This is a genomic window from Niastella sp. (assembly GCF_045805085.1).
In the GTDB taxonomy this organism is placed as follows: Bacteria; Bacteroidota; Bacteroidia; order Chitinophagales; family Chitinophagaceae; genus Niastella.
Genome location: NZ_JBJMLX010000110.1, coordinates 24,799 through 42,119 on the forward strand (window position 1 = coordinate 24,799; position 17,321 = coordinate 42,119).

General features: G+C 44.5%; 13 protein-coding genes. 3 read left to right on the plus strand and 10 right to left on the minus strand.

From position 1 onward, the window contains the following. Nucleotides 1–77: 77 nt before the first annotated feature. The 3 genes from ACJ751_RS05475 (at nucleotide 78) to ACJ751_RS05485 (ending at nucleotide 5,809) form a co-directional block, all read left to right on the plus strand. Nucleotides 78–3,005 carry a glycoside hydrolase family 3 N-terminal domain-containing protein gene (locus ACJ751_RS05475; protein ID WP_407744368.1) on the plus strand — a complete coding sequence of 976 codons (2,928 nt, stop codon included), beginning with the start codon at nucleotides 78–80 and terminating at the stop codon, nucleotides 3,003–3,005. Nucleotides 3,006–3,070: 65 nt separating this feature from the next. Next, nucleotides 3,071–3,586 (plus strand): DinB family protein, encoded by a 516-nt coding sequence (locus tag ACJ751_RS05480; RefSeq protein ID WP_407744369.1) that lies wholly within the window; start codon nucleotides 3,071–3,073, stop codon nucleotides 3,584–3,586. Nucleotides 3,587–3,952: 366 nt separating this feature from the next. Further along, the gene (locus ACJ751_RS05485; RefSeq protein WP_407744370.1) at nucleotides 3,953–5,809 is read left to right on the plus strand and encodes a 2-oxoacid:acceptor oxidoreductase subunit alpha; all 1,857 of its coding nucleotides are present in this window, start codon (nucleotides 3,953–3,955) and stop codon (nucleotides 5,807–5,809) included. A gap of 85 nt (nucleotides 5,810–5,894) precedes the next feature. Here ACJ751_RS05485 and ACJ751_RS05490 read toward each other — a convergent pair whose 3' ends face one another. The 10 genes from ACJ751_RS05490 to ACJ751_RS05535 all read right to left on the minus strand — a co-directional run. After that, complete coding sequence (locus ACJ751_RS05490) at nucleotides 5,895–6,518, minus strand: hypothetical protein (protein WP_407744371.1); 624 nt, start codon at nucleotides 6,516–6,518, stop codon at nucleotides 5,895–5,897. Nucleotides 6,519–6,609: 91 nt separating this feature from the next. Continuing rightward, nucleotides 6,610–7,719, minus strand: coding sequence for an adenylate/guanylate cyclase domain-containing protein (locus ACJ751_RS05495; protein WP_407744372.1), 1,110 nt, complete (start codon nucleotides 7,717–7,719; stop codon nucleotides 6,610–6,612). Further along, nucleotides 7,716–8,969 carry a Pycsar system effector family protein gene (locus ACJ751_RS05500; RefSeq protein WP_407744373.1) on the minus strand — a complete coding sequence of 418 codons (1,254 nt, stop codon included), beginning with the start codon at nucleotides 8,967–8,969 and terminating at the stop codon, nucleotides 7,716–7,718. The genes ACJ751_RS05495 and ACJ751_RS05500 overlap by 4 nt, the downstream gene beginning before the upstream one ends. A 10-nt stretch (nucleotides 8,970–8,979) precedes the next feature. After that, the gene (locus ACJ751_RS05505; protein ID WP_407744374.1) at nucleotides 8,980–12,630 is read right to left on the minus strand and encodes a BamA/TamA family outer membrane protein; all 3,651 of its coding nucleotides are present in this window, start codon (nucleotides 12,628–12,630) and stop codon (nucleotides 8,980–8,982) included. Next, nucleotides 12,627–13,484, minus strand: a complete 858-nt coding sequence (locus ACJ751_RS05510) for an SdiA-regulated domain-containing protein (RefSeq protein ID WP_407744375.1) — start codon at nucleotides 13,482–13,484, stop codon at nucleotides 12,627–12,629. Before ACJ751_RS05510 ends, ACJ751_RS05505 begins: the two co-directional genes overlap by 4 nt. A gap of 500 nt (nucleotides 13,485–13,984) precedes the next feature. Beyond that, a complete protein-coding gene (gene nth / locus ACJ751_RS05515) occupies nucleotides 13,985–14,635 on the minus strand; it encodes an endonuclease III (RefSeq protein ID WP_407744376.1) in 651 nt (216 codons plus the stop codon). Nucleotides 14,636–14,731: 96 nt separating this feature from the next. Continuing rightward, nucleotides 14,732–14,965, minus strand: a complete 234-nt coding sequence (locus ACJ751_RS05520) for a hypothetical protein (protein ID WP_407744377.1) — start codon at nucleotides 14,963–14,965, stop codon at nucleotides 14,732–14,734. Nucleotides 14,966–15,139: 174 nt separating this feature from the next. Further along, entirely contained in the window at nucleotides 15,140–15,436 is a 297-nt protein-coding gene (locus ACJ751_RS05525) for an FtsB family cell division protein (protein WP_407744378.1), read from the minus strand. 138 nt (nucleotides 15,437–15,574) lie between these two features. Further along, on the minus strand, nucleotides 15,575–16,864 hold the full coding sequence (gene eno / locus ACJ751_RS05530) for a phosphopyruvate hydratase (protein ID WP_407744379.1): 1,290 nt from the start codon (nucleotides 16,862–16,864) through the stop codon (nucleotides 15,575–15,577). A 39-nt stretch (nucleotides 16,865–16,903) separates the two neighbouring features. Beyond that, a partial coding sequence (locus ACJ751_RS05535; protein WP_407744380.1) for a DUF4259 domain-containing protein occupies nucleotides 16,904–17,321 on the minus strand: 418 nt, incomplete at its 5' end.

Here is a 17,321-nt window from a genome sequence, read left to right on the forward strand (position 1 = left end):
GAATTTTAATGGCCCAAACCCCTTATTAACAGTAAATTTGATGTTCATTCCCGGCTTACTAAAATCAGTTCATGTACATGAGGAACTCGTTAAAAACTATTGGTTTTATTCTTTTGATCGGTTTGGTTGGTAGCAAAGTTCAGGCGCAGCGTTCGGGTAACCCCGCTGCCGATCATTGGGTTGACAGCGTTTTCAAAACATTATCAAAAAAACAGAAAATTGCCCAGTTGATGGTGGTCAGGGTGTCATCCATTGGCCCCGACCATACCGTGGTGTTTTATGATAAACAGGTGGAGGAAGCCATCAATAAATACAATATTGGCGGGCTTTGTCTTTTTCAGGGCGGGCCAATAAAACAAGCCACCGTGCTTAATCACTTGCAGGCCATTGCCAAAACACCATTGCTGGTCACCATCGATGCCGAGAACGGTGTGGGCATGCGGATGGACAGCGTGCTGGGCCTGCCCCGACAAATGATGATGGGCGCCGTGCAGGACCGTTCCCTCATTTATGATTACGGCCGGGTTGTAGGGGAGCAGTGCAAACGGATAGGCATCCAGGTGAATTATGCGCCCGTGGTTGATATCAATAATAATCCTAATAACCCGGTTATCAACGACCGGTCGTTTGGAGAAGATAAATACAAAGTGGCCGATTACGGTATTGCATACATGAAGGGCATGCAGGATGTTGGAGTGATGGGTTGCGCCAAACACTTTCCCGGTCATGGGGATGTAGCTGTGGATTCACACCTTGACTTACCCGTGATCAATAAAACAAAGGCTCAGCTCGATTCACTGGAGTTGTATCCTTTCAACCAGATCTTCAGAGCGGGTGTGGGCAGCGTAATGATAGCGCATTTGTCGATCCCGGTTATTGACAGTACCGAGCATAAACCAACTTCTATTTCCTATAACAACGTTACCAATCTTTTGCGCAAGGAGCTTAATTATAACGGGCTTACGTTTACCGATGCGTTGGAGATGAAGGGCGTGGCTAAATATTATCCCGATGGGGAAGCATCGCGCGAAGCGTTGATCGCTGGTAATGATATGTTGTGTTTGCCCGGAGATATTCCCGGAAGCATCAAGAAAATACGTAAAGCCATCCGCAAAGGGAAACTGCACTGGAGCGATATCAATGAGCACGTAAGAAAGGTGTTGTATGCCAAGTATCAATACGGATTGGCTGACTGGAAACCGATAGATACTACTAACCTGTTGAACGACCTCAACAGTAAGGTGGCTGCTATGCGACGCAGTATTGCTGAAAATGCGATTACCCTGTTACGCAACGACAATCAGGCCATCTTCCCGCTTACCAAGGGCCCACGCATTGCTTATGTAGGCATGGGTTTAACACAGGACAATGCTTTTGCTGCACAGGTGCGCAAAGGATTTGATGCGGAGGTATTTTACTTCGATTATAAAAAAGACAGTACCGCTGTTGCGCCTTTGTTACAAAAGCTGAGAGACAGTTTTAATGTGGTGATCATCGGGGTGCACAAATTTGCCCGCTATCCCGCCAATAACTTTGGTATGAGTAATGCCGCCCAGCAATTGATCCAGGGCATTCAGCAACAGCAACAATCCATCACCGTTGTATTTGGCAATCCCTATGTCATCAAAAACATGTGTAATGCGCCGGTGCTCATTGCGGCGTATGAAGATGATGACATTACCCAAACTACAGTGAATGATCTGTTGCATGGCCGTTTTCTGGCAAAAGGTAAACTACCCGTAACAGTTTGTCCCGAATTTAAATATGGCGCCGGAATTATTATCCGCCGGTTATTGTCCACCGTGCCTGCAAGTCAGTTGGGCTTCAATTCCGTTAAAATGAGTACGGCCATCGATTCCATTGTGAACGATGCCATCAAACAAAAGGCCATACCCGGCGCTGTAGTAGTGGTGGCAAAAGATGGCAGGATCGCTTATGAAAAAGCGTTTGGATATTTAACCTATGACAGCACTGAACCGGTTTATCCTGAAACTATTTACGACCTGGCTTCGGTAACCAAGATCATGGCCACTACTTTATCGGTAATGAAATTATACGATGACGGCAAACTGGATCTTCAGAAAACACTGGGCGATTACCTGCCGGTAACCCGTGGCACCAATAAAGCGCCTTTGAAGTTGTGGGATATATTATTGCACCAGGCAGGACTGAAAGCATTCATTCCTTTTTATCGCGAAACCATGGATGCTTCCAACAATCCGCTGCCTGCTATTTACCATACCGATCCCGATAGCATTTACAGCATTCGCGTGGCTGCCCACCTGTACATTCGTAAAGATTGGGAAGACACCATCATGAAACGCATTTTGGCCAGCCCGCTGGAGCCCAAGGGTAAATACATTTACAGTGATAACGATTATATTTTCCTGGGCAAGATCGTGGAGTCGATCACTAAAATGCCACTCGACGTATACGTAAAGAAAACCTTTTACGATAAACTGAACCTATTGGAAACAGGCTTCAAACCTGCCGACCGTTTTCCGCTTGATTATATTGCGCCTACTGAAAATGAAAAAGGTTTCCGCAATCAATTGTTGCATGGCGATGTACATGACCCCGGTTCTGCTATGTTTGGCGGCGTAGCCGGTCATGCCGGGTTGTTCAGCAATGGTTATGAAGTAGCCGTGCTGGCGCAAATGTTGTTGAATGGCGGCGTATTAAATGGACATAACTTTTTCAGTCGTAAAACGGTGGATTACTTCAATCAATATCATAGTGAGATCAGTCGCCGCGGACTTGGTTTTGATAAACCTGAAAAGGACAATGCCACGCGTGCAGAACCGTATCCCTGTGCTTCTGCTTCGCCACAAACGTTTGGCCATACCGGTTTTACCGGCACCTGTTTCTGGGTTGATCCTAAGAATAACCTGATCTTTGTTTTCCTTTCCAACCGGGTGAACAGTCATGATCCAAGCAAGTTCCTGAAGATGAGCATCCGGCCAAAAATACAGGAAGCCATTTACCAGTCACTGAAGCCTTATTAAGATCATTTACAGCATATAGCAGAGAATGCCCCGAACTTTTCCGGGGCATTCTTGTTTGTAAGCGTATGGCACAAAGCAATCAACCCGAAGTATGGCTGCGTGGCCCATTACCCGGCTTTCCTGCATTGGTGCAACCAATAGCGCATGCTTTATTACAGGCAAAGGAGGAGATCCATAACAAGATGGATAATTTCCCTGATGCCCTGCTTTGGGAACGCCCGGCAGGTGTAGCATCGCCCGGCTTTCATTTAAAACATATGGCGGGTGTGCTTGACCGGTTATTCACTTATGCCGCGGGCCAGCCGCTTTCACCCACGCAACTGGATTATTTAAAAGCAGAAGAAGTACACGAGGATCATGATACGGTAACCTACCTGCTTGTTAAACTGGATACGCAAATTACCGCTGCACTGGAAGCATTGAAAACCATCGATGAAACCACGCTTACGCAATTCAGGGGCGTTGGCCGCCAGCAATTACCTTCCACCGTATTGGGTTTGCTTTTTCATGCCGCTGAACATACTATGCGTCATACCGGGCAATTGCTGGTAACGGTGCAAGTGTTGCTAAAAGATTTGTAAGGTGGGTCGCCCTTAACGGACATCCCATTTTTCGCGAAGTAAAGGGGCGGCTCACCTTCAAAGGTGAGCCACCCTGCGACAGCCCAAAAAGCAAATCTTCATCAAGGGTGACCCACCTTCCTCCGCGCCGGATAAATGCAGAAAAACACTAAAATGACAATGGCAGGTGAAAGGCCAGATGTCACAGAAATAACAGAAAATCAACCGGCTGTATCATTTTCCGCTTATCGTAAACAGGGGTAAATCCTTGCCGCACGGGCATCCGGGAGTGGTGAAGGTGCGTATAGTGTTAAACCAATAGCAATTAAGTCAACAATCTGTCTTAACTTATAGTAATTTTGCAAACTAACTAGAACAACGACTACAATGATTCGTAAACAACAGGTCCTGCAGGATGTAGTGATAAAATTTGCCGGTGATTCCGGAGATGGGATGCAGTTAACAGGTACTCAGTTCACTAACAACACTGCTTTGCTTGGCATTGACCTAGCCACCTTTCCTGACTTTCCGGCCGAAATACGTGCCCCCCAGGGAACCCTGCCTGGTGTGAGTGGTTACCAGTTGCGGTTTTCAAGCGACCGGATCTTTACCCCAGGCGATGAGTGTGATGTGTTAGTAGCTATGAATGCCGCTGCGCTGAAGGCGAACCTGAAATCCCTGAAAAAAGGTGGAAAGATAATAGCCAATACCGATGGTTTTGATATTAAGAACCTGCGCCTGGCCAACTATCCCGACGGGATAAATCCGCTGGAAGATGACAGTCTCGCCAATTATGAGGTCATTAAAATGGATGTGACCAAGATGACCCGCGAGGCGCTGAAAGAAATTACCATGGGCACGAAGGAGAAGGACCGTGCCAAGAACATGTTCGTGCTGGGTTTTCTATACTGGATGTATAACCGGGATATGGAGAATACGATCCAGTTCCTGAAAGATAAATTTGGCAAGAAGCCCGAGATCCTTGAAAGTAACGTCAAGGTATTACAGGCTGGTTATAATTTCGGCGACACTACTGAAACGTTTACTACCCGCTATAAAGTAGAGAAGGCCCGCATGGACAGCGGTGAATACCGTTCCATTATGGGTAACCAGGCAGTGGCCTATGGCCTTATTGCCGCTTCGCAAAAAAGCGGTTTGCCTTTGTTCCTGGGTACTTATCCCATTACGCCGGCTTCAGATATTTTACATGAACTGAGCCGCCATAAAGGCTTTGGCATAAAAACCTTCCAGGCAGAAGATGAAATTGCGGGTATTTCTGCGGCCATCGGGGCTGCTTATGGCGGCAACCTGGGGGTTACTACTACTTCCGGTCCCGGTATGGCATTGAAGGGCGAGGCTATGGGTCTGGCTGTGATGCTGGAGATCCCCCTGCTTATCTGCGATATTCAACGGGGTGGACCTTCAACCGGTTTACCTACCAAAACGGAACAAAGCGATCTGTTACAAGCCTATTATGGCCGTAATGGCGAATGCCCCATGCCGATTGTATCGGCCAGCACCCCGAGTGATTGTTTTGATGCGGTGTATGAAGCGGTGCGCATTGCAGTGCAACATATGACGCCGGTGATCTTCCTGAGCGATGGATATATCGCCAATGGTGCTGAACCCTGGCGTTTCCCCCAAAGTGACGACCTGCCGCCTATACCGGTTAAATTCAAAACAGAACTGGGGCATGGGGAAGATAAATTCCAACCTTATTTGCGTGATGAAAAACTGGTTCGTCCCTGGGCTATTCCGGGTGTGCCTGGTTTGGAACACCGCATTGGGGGTTTGGAAAAACAAAACAATACCGGTAACGTAAGTTACGATCCCGAGAATCACCAGTTGATGGTGAAGATCAGACAGGAGAAAGTTGATAAGATAGCTGATTATATACCTGAACAAACTTTAGACAGCGGTCCTGAAACCGGTAAGATCCTCGTGCTGGGTTGGGGTAGTACGTATGGCGCTATTAAGAGTGCGGTGGCTGAATTGCAACAACAAGGGTATGCAGTAAGCCATGCGCATTTAAGATATGTACGTCCCTTCCCCAAAAACCTGGGCGCCATACTCAAAAACTTTGAGCAGGTGTTGATCCCTGAGATCAATAACGGACAACTCATAAAGATCATCCGTGACCAGTATTTTGTTGATGCGAAAGGCTACAACAAGATCATGGGTATTCCCATTACCAAAACCGAACTGGTAATGAAGCTGCAGGAAATGCTGGGTCGCTCGAATTAATAAAAACTATTTCAATTAATATAAATCCCGTCTCGGTTCAGCCAAGGCGGGATTTTTTTGCATTAAGCTATTTGTAAACAGGTAATTAATATTTCTTGGTCTTTGATCTGTCTCCTTCCATTTTTTTCTTCATATCGCCCGTCTTCATTTTTCCGTTGCTGGTATCGCCCTTCATTTTCATATCTGGTTCTTTCATTTTCATCTTCATATTACTATTATCCATTTTGAATTTCTTATTGCCCTCTTTGATCTTGATCTCGTTTTTATCCATTTTTATCTTATCAGCACTCAGCCTGTACTTTCCTTCATCCGACCTGGTAATGTAATTGTTTACAACATATCTGCCCTGACCATAGATGGTGTCGCCTGTATTCATGTCAATATAAAAATCAACAGGCTCGTTGGTCATGGCAGAATACACTCTTCTTGCTTTGGGATCATAATAAAGATCAACCGGCTGTCCTGTACTCAGGTCAACATACCGGGGAGATGTAGTATCACCCATTCGGTTGGTGCTATCATTCATCATTCGGTTTGTAGTATCACCCATCCGGTTTTGCATTGTATCAGATCTTTTGGGAACAGTGTCAACAGTTGATTGTTCTCCCGCCGCATTATTCATCGCATCATTGTTATTGTTGGCGTCCTGGCAGCTTGCAATGATCAATACACTGCCAGCAATAGCCATAAAATGTTGAAGGTTCTTCATATCGGTTTATCATATTATAAGCAAAAATTATGCGAAGTGAAATCGATCTGTTTACTGATAAGATGTGGAAAAAGGGCAACGCTATAAAGGATTAAAACTTCAAGGCATATAATTCCATAGCTGATTCCTTTCCTTTTAGATCAACCAGCCCCAGGCTAACAGGTTCCCAGTTCTTTAAATTCGTTTGAGCAACAAAATCTTTTGAGATGATCACTTTTTGGTTCAGCTCACTGGTAGCGGAACGTAACCGGGCTGCGGTATTCTCGGTATCGCCACTCATGGCCAGGTCTTTTTTAATAACCCCTATTTCGCCAATAGTTACTTCGCCGGTATGAATGCCTGCCCTGAATTCGGGCACAACACCATATTGTTTTTTAAAATAGTTCCTGTTGCGTTGTAACAGCCTTTTGCAATCCTGCAATGCCCGCAGACATTTTCTGTTGGCATTTTGTTTTTTTACTGTCCATGAGGCTACCACTTCATCACCTACATACTGATATATCTGGCCGTCGTTTTCCAACAAGGCTATTGATATAAAGTAGATGAAATCGCGAATGAAGCGGAAGTATTTTTTATGACCCAGTTGTTCTGCAATGCTGGTGGAATCAACCAGGTCGATGAAAATTACGGTGCGCTTTTCATTTTTGGGCGTTAAGTACCGGCCGGCCAGGATATCGAAAAAAACACCGGGTGAGTATTTTTCATTTACTTCAATAATCAGAATGGTAATCAGGAAGGTGATGAGCCAGCGGACCCATTGGCTGAAGAAAAGGGAGGATTGAAATGTTTTATAGTAATTATGACCCAGCTCGGTAGTGAGCGGTTCTTTTTCTATTAACCAGATGTAGGTAAAGTGTAAAATGTAGTTCAATAAAAAAGCGGCTGCTACCAGTATAATGCTTTTTATCAGTAGGCTTAACCCCAGGGGAAGATTTCTTACCAAATGTTTTAACTGATAAATGAGCAGGTAAGCCATGGCCAGGCATATAATAAACACCAGTCCTGTCCGTAACAGCAATACAGCCGAGGTATGCATGTCGAACGGATGTTCTGCTTCGTTAATACGATCGCGAAAGAATTTATACAAATAAACGCCCATATCGACGATAGTCCAGAATAAGGCGGTCATCAGCATGAGTTTTATGCGGTACCTGCTGATGGCGCCTAATTTGAGAACTATATTATGGCCAAAGGCTTTCATGAGCTGTATGGTGAAACGGATGATGAATTTATTACAGGTTGCTGTGGTGTATGCACCAAAATGGCTACAATAAAGGCAATTACCGAAAGAAACAACCCGATCATAAATACGGTATAGGCCAGCCTGATGAGCTTGTATTTTCTTGCCAGTACAACGCCCAGCTGGTGAATATCCATTATTAATGAGCTGTATAAATAATCCGGATCGCGCATCATGGTATTCATGGCCCACTTGTATTCACTCACCTGTGTTCTATAAAAATTCCCAAAGAACAACAGGTTGGTATTTTTATGCAGAATGTCTTCCCGGCTGAAATTTCCCGTTGATACTTTGGGCCGGGTGGCCATAATGGCAATGATAATGGTTGCTAATGAGGATGCCAGGAATAAAAAGGTAGGAATGGTTAAATGCCTTTCTATTTCTATACGGCGAATGAGCACCGATAAGATCACTGAAATAATGATGGCATTCACACTGATCAAAATACTGGCTTTTCCATCAGCCATTCTACTCAGTTCTAAATGATTTCCCGAGGTTATCCGTAACATGGTTTGAATACCTCTTCCAACAAGCGTATTCTTTTGTTTGCTGAGTGGGTCTTTATCTTTCTCCGGCAGCAATAATGTTTCACTAACGTTAAGGCCTTCTATGTCTTTGTTTATTTTTTTATTAAGCTTACGCATATTCTTTTCCTTTCCCTTTTGCAGCAGGCCAATACAATAGGAAGTATAGAACTGGTGTTTCTCCAGCAGATCAAGGCTGTTCTTTTCCCAATCCATAACCATCGTATTCATGTTGCGCAGCACCAGTTCTTTCTTCATGGCTTTATTGGTGTCCTTGAACTCAGGCAGGCCAAAATGATAGGTATCTGCATCGCAAATGATCTGTTCCTGTAACGACTGGGGCGTTGGCGGAAATTTGGTGATGCGAATGAGGGTAGCTATTTTATTGACCATCTCCACATCATCTGTTTTCGATGTCAGAAATTCCGACATCAGGGCCACGCTTTTTTCTTCGTGATTGCTTGGGTCGCTTACGAGGTGACCGGTATCGTGAAACCAGGCTGCTATAAATAATTCAAGCAGTTCTTTATCGGGCATTTTATAGTGTGCTGCAATTTCATGTGCCCGCTCTACAACGTTTAATGTATGTTGCAGGTTATGAAACACCAGGTTGGCGTGGTTATGTTGTTTAAATAAGGTTCTTACATAACTTTCTGTATCCAACAGCAGCGCATTATAAGTTGACATACGAATAGAATTAAAATGTTAAATTCAATTTGGTGCCCAAGGTGAAATTCACAATGTGTTCTTCTTTTGAAAAACCTACTGTTGCAGACACCAGCACCATATTATAAGGTACGTAATAAAAGCCGCCACCATAAGCATAATGCCACCGGTGGCTATTTTCTCCCTTTAACCAAACCCGGCCAACATCGTTAAATGCTACCAGTCCTACCTGACCGGGCAGCACATATGATTTGCTATCGAACAGTTTTACACGAAATTCCAGGCTGCCATAGGCCAGGGAGTTGCCTGAAAACCGGTTCTTTCTAAAGCCGCGTAAATAGTTATTGGCGCCCAGTGTGAGGGCCTGAAAATATTCGAGGCTGTTACTGAATATATGGCCGCCGCCTAATCGTAAAACGGTCACCCATTTTGCGGGAAAGCTCATGCTGGCATAAACGGTCATATCCGATTCCAGTTTGGTCAGGGTTGAACTGTTTTTATTAAGCGGTTGCAATTGCGTAAAGGTTGTAAGCCAGTTGATACCCCGGGTAGGGAACAGTTCGTTGTTGAGGTTATTGATCAGGAACCCGGCTTTAGCGCCTGCATATGCTTTTACCGAATACACGTCGGATGAATCGAGCCCTATGTGCGAGGGTTTACCCAGGATATAATTTTTGTTGTTTTTCTGATCATTCCAGTAACTGTAAATCGATGGCCCGGCAAATACGCTGAACACCGAGGCCACTTTATACCTGAATAAGAAGTCTCCGGCAATATCTTTATACCGTGCCCGGTAATATTTTATGGTTGAATCTTTATTGACCTTTGTATTGTTGCCAAAGCCAAAGAAATTACCCAGCGCCGGGTTCATTATTTCGGCATTGATCCCTACATCTGTTTTAGGCAGCACATCAACAAACAATGCCCGGTATTTTACCTGCATGGCTTTTTGACCAGCAGCAAACAATACCGAAAGCCGTTGCTCGGAAGAGTAGGGCTCTTTGCGGAAGGCATATTTGCGATACCATAAGCCAAAGCCGAACATAAATCCATCATCGGCATTGTAGCCAAGATTTATTCGGGGAAAATGGAAAATATTATACTGGTATTGCTCTGTAAAATCATATTTATTAACATCGGTTTTAGTGCTGAAGCGGTTCCGGGTGTATTTTCCTTTATCCACATAATTCTTTTCTGTGCTGAGGTCGTACAAGTAATTTTTGATATTTCCATTTATATGAAAGGTATCATCGCCTTTGCCGCCGATCACTCTTAAAAATGTTTTATTGGGCACATTGGCGGTTATATCAAACTTGTCGTTTCCACGCAGGCCGTATAAGCGGATCTCTTTTGTTTTATAGGGGTCGAACAGGCGGTCGTACATCACAAACCCTGAATCTTTTCCTTCATGCGCCAGCACCTGCACGCGCACATTTTTTCCTTCATTGTATACTTTAAATAGTTCTGTTTTGTTACTGCCCAATACGGTTACCCGTTTGGCCAGGAAATCGTAATACATCATTGATTTTTTTTCCAGGTCGTTGCGGCGGCTGATGAGTTTATCAGCGGTTTTTTTGCCATTGAGGGCATATATTTCCGGCGGCATTTGTTTCATCGCTTTTTGAATAGCGGTATCTGTCATTTGCCGTGTGAAAACAGTGGTCACCGAATCCCATTCTTTTCTATCAAGGTCATTCAGGAACAGGCGGTCAAAATCTTTTGACACGGCGTTGAGGTGGTTTACATCAGGGATCTTGTATTTCAATCCTTTTAAGAATGGAAGGCGTTTCCGCGATATATAAGCGAGTAACAAACCATCTGAATGAAAGAAAGCCTGGTCACGGTCTTTTGGGATAGGGTAATATAATTTGCCACGACCGGTATCGCGAACGCCCCATTTAAACTGGTCCAGGTGGCGGTCCCAATCGGCAATCAGAATATCGAGAAGCCGGGCTTTCAATACTTCCGTTTGAATAACACGTTTATTATTGTCTTCAGTCATATCATTGAAAACAGTGATCGTGCTCTTGGTATCGGTGCCATCCCAGCTGGCATCTTTTTGTTCCAGCATACAAACCTTATTGGCAAACATAGGACGGTAAACGCCAAAGGCCAGGTCGTCGGGCACCAGGAAGAACTGTGGTGTAGGATGGGGTATATGCGCAGATGCGGCCAGTGAAGCAACCGGTAATGGCGCGTAAGGCTGGGCAGCCGAGACCATATCCTGCACAATTTCTGAAGCCATGGTGTTGCGCAGGTTTTCGGGTAATGCCTGTTCCGGGTCTTTTTCAACGGTACGTAACGCCCATTCCTTACCGTTTTTATCTTCGAGGGTAAGCGATTTGGTTTGCTTGCCGCCGCCCATGCTCTTGATCTTGAACCCACCGTGTTCTTCGGTAAGCCGGAATACTTTCAATTTCACCGGCTGGCCCCACACCTCACGATAATTGTTGCCTAACACCAGCCGTTTTAAATCAGATGCTTTTTGTTTATAATGCAGGCCGGCAGCAGCTTCATAATAATCGGTATAGGGTGGTATTTGTAATTTAGCGGTATCTTCTTTGAGGGTTGGTGGTTTTGAAAAGTCGATGATGCTTTTTGAAAAGGATTCTTTAGCTGTTTCAGACTCAATATCTACTGTATAGAATTTGCAGCGCACCGTTTTGTTTTTTGAGATCTCCAGTACGGCGAACCCCAGTGAATCGCCATTTATATACAGGGAGTTCTTGCTTTTTTCTGCCCGGCTGTTATGGCAGCCTGCCCCACTCACAATATAATAATGGCTGGTATCTTTCAATAATTGTAAACTATGGTCGTGACCGGTTGCATATATAATGTTGGGGTGTAATCTTGTTTCGGCCCTAATGGTATTCACCATATTGGTGTAAGCGGGGTAACTGATGTCCTGCGGGCTGCCAAATACGCTTCGGCTGATGGGATAAATGGAACCTAATACCGGCAAGGGGATCCATAAATTCTTTTTCATGTCGGTAAAGGGAAATATATGTTGCTTCAGGCCATAATAACCACCATGGATGCCGTTGCTCATAAAAGGATGGTGGCAGGCCATAATCACCAGCTTGTTATAGTTTTTGCGCAACAGTTCAGACAGCTGCAGCATGAATTCGTTCTCTGATTTACAAGGGCAATCCCAGTCAACACCGGGTTTATCATTTTTATGCAGGAACCACTGGCTGTCGAAAACGATCATGACCACATCTTTGCTGATGGGCACTTCTACCGGTCCGGGACAACCTTCTTTTGGAATGAACTCAACGTTTTTTTCTTTCATCAGGTTTACATAGGCTTCCTGGCGTAACAAGGTTTCCCAGCCATAAGGCCTGCCATTTGCCCAGTCGTGGTTACCGGGGATCATGTAAACATGGGCGGGGGTATTGGCGGCAACGGCCATTTGCGAATCGAGCACCGTTCTTGATAAAACATAATTCCTGTTGCCTTCATCGGGCAGGCCGAACTGGTACAGGTTATCGCCCAGGTAAACGATGGTTGTTTTTTTATCGGGATGCAGATCATTTTTCACCGCTGAAGCAACCGGATGTTTGCCATTGACCAATGCACCGGCATCACCAATTAAAATAATCCGTGCCGTTACCGAGTCATCTGTTTGAGCTATAAGTACATGGCCAATTAGTACCATAAAAAGAGCAAACAAGTACTTCATGATTTCGCTTTCTTGTTATATTTAAAAAATAGGAGGTTAGCTACTCCGCTTTTAGCCGATTCGTTTGAAATAATCATATTCCCCTCGGGGGTAAAAGTTATTCCTTCCGGCTGTTTAAAAAGACCTTCATCTATAGGATAGGCTTGTTTCGGGTTGCCCTGACGATCGGCTATCACTAACAGCTTATTGATCGATGATAAAATGTACAATTCATCTGTAACCGGGTTAATGGCTGCAGCAGAAGGTTTGAACTTGATCTTTTTTTCTCCTATCATGTTGGCAAGGGCCGTTACATCGATGGAAGTGGAATCGTCGAAATGTTTATTAAGCAGATTAAAATAGAAAGCCGTTAATGCTTTCTTTTTATCGCTTTCACAGTCCTTACAGATCAAAGTGAGTTTAAACAGGTGCGGATCGTAGTACAGGATCTCGAATTCATTGCCGCGCGAGGGAAAATCTACCTGCTGGGTCAGGATCCGGTTTTGATCATCGAAGGTGAAGGCGGTTATATTGCCATTGCTTTGCAGCACGTAGAAAACCTTATCAACCATTACCAGGTCTTCATAATCACCATTAGCAGAGAACTTCCATTTGTGAATAGGTTTACCCCCCGTTAAAGGTATCTTATACAGCCACCCGAACTCATCCCCCACGGCAAATACACTGGTATCTTTTGCATAAAAGGCCACTCCCGAAATTTCATCCAGTTCTACCGGAAGTTTTATTATGAAAGGTTTGTTCAGGTCGTAGCCATCGGGACTTTTATACGCATCATCGCCATTGGCTGGTGGTGTGCAATGGCTGTTTAAGATAGCAATGAAAAGGCATAATAAACAAGTGGATCTGTAAAGCATAAAAATTCGGATGGCTAACCGGTTATATGTCAAAATCTGGTGCCATGGGTGGGGGGAGGCAAAGAATTGGATACCAGTAGCCTATTAGGGCTTGTGTAGAAAATCGTCTACAATGGGGGAAGTTGATAGGGTTTACAAGTTAACAGGTTGACAAGGGCTGACTGGTTGGAGACAGGTTGATTATCAATTCTTTTCTTTTAGCTAAGCGCATTAATCAATTAAATAGAAAGCCGTTTAATTGAACGGCCCGCCGGTTAAATGAAAAGCCGTTTGGATTTAATTGAACGGCCAACCGGTTAAATGAAAAGCCATTTGGATTTAACTAACCGGCCAACCGGTTAAATGAAAAGGCGTTTGGATTTAATTAAACTGTCTGCCGGTTAAATGAAAAGCCGTTTGGATTTAATTCAACGGCCAACCGGTTAAATGAAAAGGCGTTTGGATTTAATTAAACTGTCTTCCAATTAAATTGTAACGACTAATAATTGAATAAGTGGGCTTTATTTCTTCTTCGCAACCACCTGCTGGTAGTACTTACAAACTTCGGTAATGCCGCATTTGTCGCATTTGGGATTGCGGGCAACGCAAATGTAGCGGCCATGTAAAATAAGCCAGTGGTGGGCTATATGTACCAGTTCTTTAGGTATGTGTTGGATGAGTTGCTTTTCGGCAGCAAAGGGTGTTTTGGCATTCAGGGTGAGGCCAATGCGTGCTGCTACCCGGAAGACGTGGGTGTCTACCGCCATATTAGGTTGCTGGTCAACTACCGAGGTAATGACATTAGCCGTTTTTCTGCCTACGCCGGGGAGCGTAACCAGTTCATCAACCGTGAGCGGGACCTCGCCATTAAACTCCGTCTGGAGCTTTTGGGCCATCCCAATCAGGTGTTTGGTTTTGTTATTGGGGTATGAGATACTTCTTATTAACGGGAACAGTTCATCAAAAGTAGCTTTTGACAAACTGTACGCGTCCGGGTATTTTTCAAAAATAGCCGGTGTAGTCATGTTAACCCGCTTGTCGGTACATTGTGCCGACAGAATCACCGCCACCAGTAACTGGTAGGGATTATCATACAGCAACTCAGTTTCCGCATCGGGTGCATGATGCAAAAAATAGTCGATTACGAACTGGTAACGTTGTTTTCTTGTCATTCTTTCACTTAGAATGACTGCGAAATTAAGGGAGTGGATTAATGTAGCCCAATGATTGTTACATTATTGGGGGGTACTTGTTTTCTGCCGGAAGTTTTATGCAGTTGCAGTCACCGTTTCACGGGCGTATTGCAAGATGTTCATAATAACTTCAGTTCTGGGAGATTCCATGATCTTGTCCAGGTTACGGGCAGAAGCTTTCAAAACCTCTAATTTTTCGCGAAGCGTCCAGTCTTCCTCTAATGCGGCTTCAATTGCGGCATTCATTGCCGGCGAGGTTTCTTTGTACAAATAGCGTAAAAGGTCCTCCGGTGTAAACAGAATAGTCATAGGCAAACCATTTATGTCCTTATAAAATTCCGAAAGAGTCAATTTCGGAGTCCGTCCGTGTTATAAAACGATATTAGGTTTCTCTTATTGTGCAGGAGATTGGATAGGAATGCGAGAATTCGACGACAATATATAAAAAGACGGTGAATGATACAATAGAAGGACCGAAACTACTTATTCAGGTGATATGAACAAATCTTCATTGTCCTTTTTCATGAGATACTTTTCGCGGGCGTATTTTTCGAGCTTTTCGGGGCTTTGTTTAAGGCCTTCCAGCTCTTTTTTTGTGGTATCTATTTGTTGCAGGTAGTAATCGCGGCTTTTTTCCAGTTGTTTCAGCTCGTTGCGGTACTTAAAATGGGTGGTAATAATATCGCGGTCGTCGAAGAACAACAGCCATACTGCAAACACCAGGGTGGTGAGTATGTACTTATTTCTAAGCCAGGCTGGTATGTTCTTAAGAAGTTTCAAGATTTCAAGGTGCAAGTTTCAAAATACAAAATTCAAACCATGACCCGAAGGTCAAGGCACAAAGCTCATGAAATTAGGCGGGGTCATCGAATATAAAACGACTTGTGCCTTGTTTCCTGATCCTTGTGCCTTAAGGTATTATTTACCAAATTTAATTCTTCCTTTTGGATAAATGGCATTTTCGCCCAGCGCTTCTTCAATACGAAGAAGCTGGTTGTATTTTGCCAAACGGTCGCTGCGGCTGGCAGAACCGGTTTTAATCTGTCCGCAGTTTAAGGCTACGGCCAGGTCAGCGATGGTAGTATCTTCCGTTTCACCGCTGCGGTGGCTCATAATAGATGTATAACCATTTGTTTGCGCCAGTTGTACGGCATTGATGGTTTCGGTGACGGTACCAATTTGGTTTACTTTAACCAGGATGCTGTTGGCAATACCTTTGTCGATACCTTCCTGCAGGCGTTTAACATTGGTTACAAACAGGTCGTCGCCTACCAGCTGGCATTTGGTGCCGATGGCTTCGGTCAGTTTTTTCCAGCCATTCCAATCGTCTTCGGCCATACCGTCTTCGATTGAAACGATGGGGTATCTTTTAACCCAGTCAGCCCAGTAAGCCACCATTTCATCGCTGCTGATGGTTTTGTTTGAGCTTTTGTAGAACTTATAGGTGTTGCTGGCCTCGTCGTACATTTCGGTGCTGGCTGCGTCCATAGCAATACCAATTTGCTCGCCAGCTTTGTAACCGGCTGATTCAATAGCAGCCAATACAGTCTCAATAGCCTCTTCGGGGCTTTGGATATCAGGAGCATAACCACCTTCGTCACCAACGTTGGTGCCATAACCTTTCTTTTTCAGAATAGATTTCAGGTGGTGGAAGATCTCAACGCCCCAACGCAAACCTTCGCTGAAAGAAGAAGCGCCGATGGGAACGATCATAAATTCCTGGAAATCAATTTTATTATCTGCGTGTACACCGCCGTTCAGGATGTTCATCAAAGGCATTGGTAACACAGTGGCGTTAACGCCGCCCAGGTAACGGTACAAAGGCAGGTTGGTTTCTTCCGCAGCTGCTTTGGCAACCGCCATAGAAACGGCCAAGGTAGCATTGGCGCCCAGTTTGGCCTTATTTTCAGTACCGTCGATCTTGATCAGCAGGTCGTCGATGTAGGCTTGTTTTACTACTTCAATACCAATCAGTTGGTCTGCAATAATTTCGTTTACATTTTTAACTGCCCCTAAAACGCCTTTACCCATGTAGGTTTTTTTGTCGCCGTCGCGCAATTCAACAGCTTCGTGTTTACCGGTAGAAGCGCCGCTTGGTACAGCTGCTCTTCCTACAAATCCGTTATCGGTAACTACATCTACTTCTACAGTGGGATTGCCGCGGCTATCTAAGATCTGGCGGGCATGAATGTCTGCAATGTAACTCATGAGTTGGTATTAGTTTAAATTATTGTCTATTGGAATTATTTAAGCGCTGATCCTGGTATTCAGGTCGTCCAGTACTTTGTTCCAGTTCTCAAAATCTTCGGTTTCTTCCCAAAGATCTTTCAGTTCTGAATTATTTTTGATCCGGTCGATGGCCTGCTGACATTTGGTAACAATACCGCGAATGGTCAGTAACTGGGCCTTGTGTGCCTGTACCCAATCCTCCGCATCTTCGGGAAAATCTTCAGCCATACGGTCTTTTGCGGTAGCTATGTACTCAATAGCGGCGAGCGCTTCTATGCACAGGTCCGAGTCGAGATAAGCGTCTTCTTCTATAGTTTTTATTACCTCTATAGCCGAAATTATCCGGTCAATGCCCTCTTCTTCTACGACTGCAACAAAATCTTGGGCGGTGTCATTATCGAAATTTGTATGTCCCCAGGATCCCATAATAAGGTGT

Bases quoted from the DNA above. Each gene is read 5' to 3' on its own strand.
- ACJ751_RS05475 (WP_407744368.1), top strand. From the start codon at position 78: ATGAGGAACTCGTTAAAAACTATTGGTTTTATTCTTTTGATCGGTTTG.
- ACJ751_RS05480 (WP_407744369.1), top strand. From the start codon at position 3,071: ATGGCACAAAGCAATCAACCCGAAGTATGGCTGCGTGGCCCATTACCC.
- ACJ751_RS05485 (WP_407744370.1), top strand. From the start codon at position 3,953: ATGATTCGTAAACAACAGGTCCTGCAGGATGTAGTGATAAAATTTGCC.
- ACJ751_RS05490 (WP_407744371.1), bottom strand. From the start codon at position 6,518: ATGAAGAACCTTCAACATTTTATGGCTATTGCTGGCAGTGTATTGATC.
- ACJ751_RS05495 (WP_407744372.1), bottom strand. From the start codon at position 7,719: ATGAAAGCCTTTGGCCATAATATAGTTCTCAAATTAGGCGCCATCAGC.
- ACJ751_RS05500 (WP_407744373.1), bottom strand. From the start codon at position 8,969: ATGTCAACTTATAATGCGCTGCTGTTGGATACAGAAAGTTATGTAAGA.
- ACJ751_RS05505 (WP_407744374.1), bottom strand. From the start codon at position 12,630: ATGAAGTACTTGTTTGCTCTTTTTATGGTACTAATTGGCCATGTACTT.
- ACJ751_RS05510 (WP_407744375.1), bottom strand. From the start codon at position 13,484: ATGCTTTACAGATCCACTTGTTTATTATGCCTTTTCATTGCTATCTTA.
- nth (WP_407744376.1), bottom strand. From the start codon at position 14,635: ATGACAAGAAAACAACGTTACCAGTTCGTAATCGACTATTTTTTGCAT.
- ACJ751_RS05520 (WP_407744377.1), bottom strand. From the start codon at position 14,965: ATGACTATTCTGTTTACACCGGAGGACCTTTTACGCTATTTGTACAAA.
- eno (WP_407744379.1), bottom strand. From the start codon at position 16,864: ATGAGTTACATTGCAGACATTCATGCCCGCCAGATCTTAGATAGCCGC.